The organism is Brachyspira pilosicoli (genome assembly GCF_019402445.1).
GTDB classification, from domain to species: Bacteria; Spirochaetota; Brachyspiria; order Brachyspirales; family Brachyspiraceae; genus Brachyspira; species Brachyspira pilosicoli_B.
In genome coordinates this window covers 1-8,015 of the sequence record NZ_SRZM01000309.1, presented here as the reverse complement: position 1 = coordinate 8,015, position 8,015 = coordinate 1, and the positions used below count along the sequence as shown (strand labels likewise).

General features: G+C 28.3%; 9 protein-coding genes. 4 read left to right on the top strand and 5 right to left on the bottom strand.

Annotated elements, in window-relative coordinates; genetic code table 11:
* The first annotated feature begins 10 nt into the window (after positions 1-10).
* Both E6A48_RS09745 and E6A48_RS09740 read left to right on the top strand, forming a co-directional pair.
* Positions 11-1,477 carry a CsgG/HfaB family protein gene (locus E6A48_RS09745; RefSeq protein WP_219710021.1) on the top strand — a complete coding sequence of 489 codons (1,467 nt, stop codon included), beginning with the start codon at positions 11-13 and terminating at the stop codon, positions 1,475-1,477.
* Positions 1,464-2,063 (top strand): hypothetical protein, encoded by a 600-nt coding sequence (locus E6A48_RS09740; RefSeq protein ID WP_219710019.1) that lies wholly within the window; start codon positions 1,464-1,466, stop codon positions 2,061-2,063. The genes E6A48_RS09745 and E6A48_RS09740 overlap by 14 nt, the downstream gene beginning before the upstream one ends.
* Here E6A48_RS09740 and E6A48_RS09735 read toward each other — a convergent pair.
* From E6A48_RS09735 to E6A48_RS09715, 5 genes are all read right to left on the bottom strand, one after another.
* Positions 2,038-2,544 carry a septum formation initiator family protein gene (locus E6A48_RS09735; RefSeq protein ID WP_407928849.1) on the bottom strand — a complete coding sequence of 169 codons (507 nt, stop codon included), beginning with the start codon at positions 2,542-2,544 and terminating at the stop codon, positions 2,038-2,040. The genes E6A48_RS09740 and E6A48_RS09735 overlap by 26 nt on opposite strands.
* Before the next feature lie 78 nt (positions 2,545-2,622).
* The gene (locus E6A48_RS09730; RefSeq protein WP_219710017.1) at positions 2,623-3,333 is read right to left on the bottom strand and encodes an ABC transporter ATP-binding protein; all 711 of its coding nucleotides are present in this window, start codon (positions 3,331-3,333) and stop codon (positions 2,623-2,625) included.
* Positions 3,326-4,621, bottom strand: coding sequence for an ABC transporter permease (locus E6A48_RS09725; protein WP_219710020.1), 1,296 nt, complete (start codon positions 4,619-4,621; stop codon positions 3,326-3,328). Before E6A48_RS09725 ends, E6A48_RS09730 begins: the two co-directional genes overlap by 8 nt.
* Before the next feature lie 453 nt (positions 4,622-5,074).
* A complete protein-coding gene (locus E6A48_RS09720; protein WP_219710016.1) occupies positions 5,075-6,079 on the bottom strand; it encodes a calcium/sodium antiporter in 1,005 nt (334 codons plus the stop codon).
* A 15-nt stretch (positions 6,080-6,094) separates the two neighbouring features.
* Positions 6,095-6,691, bottom strand: coding sequence for a hypothetical protein (locus tag E6A48_RS09715; RefSeq protein ID WP_219710015.1), 597 nt, complete (start codon positions 6,689-6,691; stop codon positions 6,095-6,097).
* A 159-nt stretch (positions 6,692-6,850) separates the two neighbouring features.
* On the opposite strand from E6A48_RS09715, the gene E6A48_RS09710 reads away from it, so the two are divergent.
* Positions 6,851-7,162 (top strand): YbjQ family protein, encoded by a 312-nt coding sequence (locus E6A48_RS09710; RefSeq protein WP_013243201.1) that lies wholly within the window; start codon positions 6,851-6,853, stop codon positions 7,160-7,162.
* Between the two features lie 40 nt (positions 7,163-7,202).
* Positions 7,203-7,859 (top strand): LOG family protein, encoded by a 657-nt coding sequence (locus E6A48_RS09705; protein ID WP_219710014.1) that lies wholly within the window; start codon positions 7,203-7,205, stop codon positions 7,857-7,859.
* The last annotated feature ends 156 nt before the right edge of the window (positions 7,860-8,015 follow it).

Genomic DNA, 8,015 nt, shown 5'->3' with positions numbered 1-8,015 from the left:
AATTAAATATATGATTAGAAAATTATTTTATATTATTTTTATAACATTATTTTGTACCAATCTATTCTCGCAAATTACAAGAAATGAAATAACAGAAAAGTATATAAAAGAAAATATTGCTGTGTTTGAAATACAAGATGTTTCTACAGGATACAGTAAAGATTTAGGTAAAAAAGTTACAACATTAATAGAAAACTCCCTCACTAGAATGAAAAGATTTAATATAGTAGATAGAGAAAATTTAGATAAATACTTAAAAGAAATGGAGCTTCAATTAACAGGCATTACAGATGAACAAGTTATAGAAATGGGAAAAATATATGGATATAGTAAGGCAATTACAGGAAAAATAACACATTCAAGCACTAGATATGATTATGACAGTTATGATGGAACAGGAACAATATATGCTAATGTAGATTTGGTTTTACAGATAGTTGATGTTTCAACAACAAAAATATTATACTCTTCAAAAGTAAGCGGTTCTAGCTTTTATTCTATAGACAGATATCCTTCACAAGCCTTTAGAGATGCAGCTATTGATGAGGCTTGTAATGATTTGGTTTATAAAGTAGCAAACAAAATGAAAAACATTTTTAAAATAACTTTAAAAATATCTGATATCACAGACGGAAATATTATACTTTTGGCAGGATACGATCAAGGTCTTAATAAAAACACAAGATTTAGAGTATATTCAAAATCTGAAGATATAGTTTTACCATCAGGCAATGTTATAGAAGGCAAATATAATCAAAAAGGTACTTTAAGAATAAAAGATATGGGAAGTGAATATTCTATAGCAACAATATCTAGAGGAAGAAATATACAAGTAGGTGACATTGTAAGAGAAACATATATAGGAAATTTTATTTTTGGGTTTAATATAAATTATGCTTCATACAAAATTAATCCTTTAGTAAAAGAGTTTCAAGGGACAAACTCTACAGGCAAATTAAAAGTAAATCTAAATAAAAATGACTATGCTTTAGGAATGCATCTTAAATTTGGATATGACTTTCAGCTATTTTCTCCTAATATGAGCATGGGGTTATTATTTGGGGATTTCTTTAAAACTAGTTATGGCATTGATACTAGATTTAATTTTGATATAAACATAAAAATATATCAGGAAATAGTAAGATTTGTATTGACCCCATATGTTGGTCTTGGGGTTACTTTTACTGATATAGGCGAAGTATATGGCGGAGATTATCAAAATGGAAATCTACTAATACCAAACGGCACTAAAATAAAATCAACAGACATTATGTTAGGTATTGGATTTTTAGCAAATATACAGTATAATATAACTGATACATTAGGCGTCAATTTAGCGGCAGGATATAGATTTTATACAAAACCAATTAATGCTGGCACATATTATGAAGATAATAGCTTTAGTATGCCTGAGGAAATACAAACTGTCAATCTAACGGGATTAGAGTTTATGGTAGGAATATATGGACTTTTTTAAAAGCATAATACTATTTTTATTGTTTGCTAACATATCTTTTGGAGCTTTCTATTTTGCACCTTCTACCAATATGCCTAGCACTAATAGCACAGAGAATAAAACTCCTATCATAGAAAAAAATGAAACTCTTAGCTCAGAATATAGTATAGATACGAATAGTGTTAAATCTATATTTGAAATGAAAGGAACAAATATTATAAATCAAAATGGAGTTATAAGTTCATCTGTAATACCAGAAGATGCCTATAGAAGCAATCCTTTTAGATATACAGAAGTAACTTTTATATTAGCTGGTTTTTTATCATACAGCTATGCTTCACTTATAGTATTTGGATTAGATACTATAGAAAACTCTTTTGTTCAGCCATCAACAAGTGGAAGATCAAGATATAAGTCTTTATGGATATCTGCTACAATATTTGAAATTACAGCAGCAGCTATATTTGGTGCTACAGTCGCTTATGATAGTTATCAGAGAATATATGGCAAGAAAAAAGATGGATTAAGCTTTAATTTTGTACCGTATTATGAGCCATTTCAAAATGATGCGGGATTTATGTTCACATTGAACTACCCTTATAATTAACTACACCATTACTATGTTTTTTTATAAATATTTGTCTATTAACAAATAATACATAAACTATAAAGCTTATTGCTAAAAATATAGCTAAAATAATAACACCTTTAGAATTAATAACTGCCATTTCAGTATTATTATTATCCACATACTCTTCTGAGTTGTATGTATTATAAGAATCTTTATTATTATCACGTATTATTTTTATGATTTTTTCATTTTTAGAGCTATCTAAATACCCAAAAGTTTTAGCATATGAAAGAATATATTCTCTATCATTTGTAAGTCTATCTATATTATTTAATATTTGCTTCTTTTTTCTATCAAGCTCTTCTATTCTTGCTCTCTTTTTTTCTACAGCCTGTCTTTGCTTATCTATATTAACAAATCCTTTAGAACTAAATACAAATAAAAAAATAATCAACAGTAAACCAACTAATATTATACTGTAAAAGATTTCTGCCCTGAGCCTTATATTAAATTGCATAATCATTAGAACCTTAAAAAATATACACTTTATTATCGGAAGTAAAATCTAAAAATTAATTATGCCAATATTAAAATATCAGTATTCTACTATTTTTTCACCGTATTCTAGTCTTAATTTCCTATCAGCCATACTAGCAATAGATAAAGAATGCGTTACAATTATTAAAGTAGATGAAGTTTTTTTAGTCATATCCCACAAAATCTCTCTAATAATCTCAGCATTTTTCTTATCTAAATTTCCTGTAGGTTCATCAGCCAACACAACCATAGGACTGTTAATTAAAGCCCTCGCAATGGCAACCCTCTGTGCCTCTCCTCCAGAAAGCTCCCCTATTCTATGATGCATTCTATCTTTAAGCCCAACTGTCTCAAGCAATTCTTCTGCCTTTAAGCGTGCATTTTTTTTATCATATTTTAACATTAAAGCAGGTATCATTACATTCTCTATAGCACTAAACTCCCCAAGCAAATTATGAAATTGAAACACATACCCCAAAGACTTGTTTCTAAACTTAGCCAACTGACCCTCATTCATCTTGCCTATATTGTTGCCGTTTATATTAATGCTTCCAGATGTAATATCATCTATACCACCTATAAGGTTTAAAAGCGTTGTTTTACCGCTTCCAGATTCCCCAGTAATAGCCAATATCTCATTTTTATAAATATCCAAACTTATAGATTTTAATACTTCAACCTTTGGAGGTCCAACATATGTTTTTACTAGTTTATCTATAGTTATTAAAACTTCTCTATTAGAAACATTACTATTCATATTATTATTCATATCTCAACACCTCGGCAGGTTTATATTTGCTTGCTATATATGCAGGTATTATAGCAAATAAAACAGAAAGTAAAAACGATATAGAAGCAACCATAAAAACTTGTGAAAAACGAATTATTGAAGGAAGACCATTGCTTACATAATAAATATCTGGAGGGAAGAAATCAGGCACTATAGGCACAGTTATAGAAGGACTTATATGTGCTGGTATAAACCATATAATGCTTACTATAGACTGTAAAAATGCCCTTATAAACTCTAAAGTTTCATTTACATAACTTGCAAGAAGTATTCCAAATATCACTCCCAAAATAGTGCCAACACCTCCTATTATAGCTCCTTCCAAAAAGAATACTTTAGCTACATTTGAAGGTCTTAAGCCAAGAGTCTTTATTATAGCAATATCTCTTCTTTTATCTTTAACAAATATTATCTGGCTTGATGCTATGTTTAAAGCTGCTATTAGTATAATAAAAGATAATATTAAACCAAGCATAAGTTTTTCTGTATGAAGTGCTTGAAAAAAGTTTCTGTCAAAGAGCATCCAAGGCATAACATTATAAAACTGCTTTAATGACAAATCTATATTTTTAGCAACCTTATCAGCATCAAAGAAATTTTTTATTTTTACAGCTACACCTGTAACCCCGCCTTCATAGCCTAGCATTGCTTGACCTGTTTTTAGAGGCACTATCACCATTTTACTGTCATATTCATAGTAGCCTGTTTTGTATATTCCCTTTATTGTAAAAGTTGTCTTTTGAGGTCTAAAGCCTTTTTCAAAACTTCCAGAAGCAGAAACTATATCAATAGTATCTCCCACAGATAAAGCATAATCGTCTGCCATTTCAGAGCCTATCAAAGCATCATTAGTGCCTAAATTTTTATTGTCACCCTCAATAAAGTTAAAATACTTAATAAAATCCCTATCTTTTGTAAATATATCATCTTCAAAAGAACGAACTGTAATAAGCGTTGTAAAAGTATATGTACGCATTATTGAAGGAAGAACTATATAAGGGTAAATACTAGTTATCTCTTTATTGTCTTTAATATTATCTACAACATACTCATAGTTTAGAAGAGGCTGATCTCCATAGGCACTGATATTTATGTGAGCCCTCATTCCAAGTATTTTATCTCTTATATCATCTTGAAAGCCATTCATAACAGATAAAACAGTAATCATTACCATATCGCCCACAAGTATGCCTAGTATACATATCACTGTAATTATAGAAACAAATGAAAACTTCTTTTTAGCTTTTAGGTATCTCACACCTAACATTAATTCTAATCTCAAAAGAAAACTCCAAAAAATTAAAAGTAATTTAGTTGATGGTTTAATTATACTGAAAATTTTTAACTTTGTCAAAAATTGATTTTTTAATTTTAAATATTTGCAGGGCTTTGCCCTTAACGAAGTACACACCGTGCAGCACCCCAGTTCTTTTACGACCGAAGGAAGTGCCTGTGGTATTGGTATAAAAGAACCTTATATCCTTCGGATACGCTTAGCGAAGAACTGCATTTTAATAAAGTATTACTTATGTATAATTAAAATACAATGTATTATTTATATAATTATCTAAATATAAAGCTAAAAACTTGCACTTTCCGTGCCCGAAGGGCGAAAACTTTGGCGAAGCCCGCAAAGCGAAGGCGGGAAAAAGTTGATAAAATATATATAAAAATAATATAGTTGTTTAGATATACATAAATAATAATTTTTAAACCATGTTTACACAGAAGTAGTTTTTAATAAGTATAATACATAAAATATATACACTACTAAAAATATAATTCCCTTTACCTTTGTTAAACTTCTTCCTCTAAAAGTAAATAACAATAATATTAAACCGCTTAAAACCATAATAATATAGTCTATTAAATAATTTTGTGCAGCAGGTAAAACTATTCCTCCAAACTTAAATGAAGCTATAGAAGATATGCCAAGCACAGCACCAACATTAAAAATATTGCTTCCAACAATGTTTCCTATAGATATATCAGCCTCTTTCTTTGAAGCAGCTATCACACTTGTAACTAACTCTGGTATGCTTGTGCCAACAGCAACAACTATAAAACCAATAATATGCTCGCTTATGAAATTTCTAAATATTCCAGTAACACCTTTCAAAAATATATCAGAACCCACAGCAAGAGCAAATATTGATAGCACAATTTTAAATATAGCCCTAGATATACTATATGTCTTTGTAGATGATGACACCTCTTTTTCAAATATAGCAAGCTCATCTTTATCCTTAGAGACAACAGTATATAAATAATAAACATATACACATAGCAAAACTAAAAGTATTACACCCTCTACAACAGATATCTTATCACCAATTAAACTCTTAGTGTTAAAATTAAATAAAGTAATAAGTAATACAGCATACATTATAAACATAGAAAGCATAGATACATGATAAGATTTTTTACCCGCAGCCATATCCATAAACAAAGCAGATACCCCAAGCACAAATACTATATTAAATATATTGCTCCCAATAACATTACCAACAGCAATAGCACTCTCTCCCCTCACAGCACCAAATAAACTAACAAAAAGCTCAGGCATAGATGTACCCATTGCAACAACAGTAAGCCCTATTACTATAGGAGGAATTTTTAATTTATTTGCAATCATTACGCTCCCATCAACTATATATGTACCGCCAAGATATAAAAGAAGTATTCCAGCAACTGTAAAAACTATATATAATAAAATATTTGTCATTTATTAAATTATCCTTTAATTGTTTAATTCTGAATTATTATTATTTTCTGTATTATTATCAGATTCTATATTATTAGTTTTTTCGTTCTTATTATTTTTTTTAGCTATAAGAGATATTATTAAATAAATTATAAATATTATAAGTATTGCTATTATTAAAGCCGTAGAAAACCATAATGGAAATAATACCCAAACCCAACTCCATGTAACCGCATTAAAAAGCTTTAGTATTATAAATATAAAAGTTAAAAATGTTAAAAAAGCAACTGCTATATTTAGAATAGGTAATTTATTTTTTGTTTGTGTGGTTACTTCATTTGTTTTTGAATTGTCTTCGGAAGGGCTTTCAGTATTTTCTTTATTCTCTATATTATCATTTTTTTCTTTCTTAAAAAATAGTGAATAAAAAATAATAGTACCAACAATTAAAATCGCTTCCAAAATTAATAACAGTACAATATCTCTCCAATTAAAAACAATAGTATTGCTCAAGTTTAATAAACTTAATGCTATTATAAGCATAGGTAAAAGTTTGCAAGAAATATTTAAAAGATTCTTTAAAAAATATAAACTAGCCATTGTAAAGACATTTTTTATAGTATTAGCTTTCATAATAAAACACCTATTATTATTTTAATAGTATTTATTATAATAATATTTTTAATTAAATTCAAATTATACAAACTTAAAAATAATCAAGTTAAGATACTAATTTCCGACTAATTAACATAATACAATATAATAAAAAACATAAAAAAGGATAAAACAAATATGCAAATTTTTAGCGTAGACTATTTACCTACAAACAATTATGAATTATTAGGTTTAGTAAAAGGTAATATAGTACAATCAAAACATATAGGAAAAGATATATTAGCTTCTCTAAATACATTAGTTGGCGGAGAAGTAACAAGCTACACAGAAATGATAAATGAAGCAAGAGATATAGCTACAAACAGAATGATAGAAGAAGCTAAAAAACTTGGAGCTAATGCAATAATAGGAGTTAATTACAGTACTTCTTCAGTATTGCAAGGCACTACAGAGGTTGTTGCTTACGGCACAGCTATTATATTAAAATAAAAACTTAATTAAAAAACAAAAAATAAAAAAAGGATTTTAAATGAGAAGACAAAGCACAGAATTTGAAGATTTAGATATGAATGAAGAGGCATGGCGTATATTTAGAATAATGGGAGAGTTTGTTGATGGTTTTGAAACTATGTCTATATACAACAATGCCGTTACAATTTTTGGAAGTGCAAGAACAAAACCTGACCATCCGCATTATAAATTAGCTTATGAAACTGCAAAATTATTAGCAGAAAATAAATATGATATTATAACAGGAGGCGGTCCTGGAATAATGGAAGCTGGAAACAAAGGAGCTTTTGATGCTAATGGAAACTCTATTGGTTTATGCATAGAATTACCTTTTGAACAGAAAACTAATCCCTATGTAAAAGAGGAAATTAAGTTTAGATATTTCTTTGCTAGAAAAGTGATGTTTGTTAAATATGCTAAAGCTTTAGTAGTATTTCCTGGTGGATTTGGTACTATGGATGAAATGTTTGAAACACTTACTCTAGTACAAACTAAAGTATTAAACAAAATACCTATAATAGTATTTGATAAAAAATTCTATACTGGGCTTATGAATTGGATAGAAAAAGATATGATTAATGAGAAGTATATAGACAAAGATGATTTAAATCTTATGCATCACACTGATGACCCTAAAGAAGTGCTTAGTATAATTAATAATTTTTATAAAAAATAAAAAATTATGTATAAAGTTTTTGTAATTATTTTTATTTTCAGCAACTTTCTATTTGCACAATTAAAAGGGCTTCCAGAGTTTTTTAATTTGGACGGATATAAAACCCTTAAATTTGGCATGAATATAGAAGAAGTTAATAATAAAATTACAAATTAT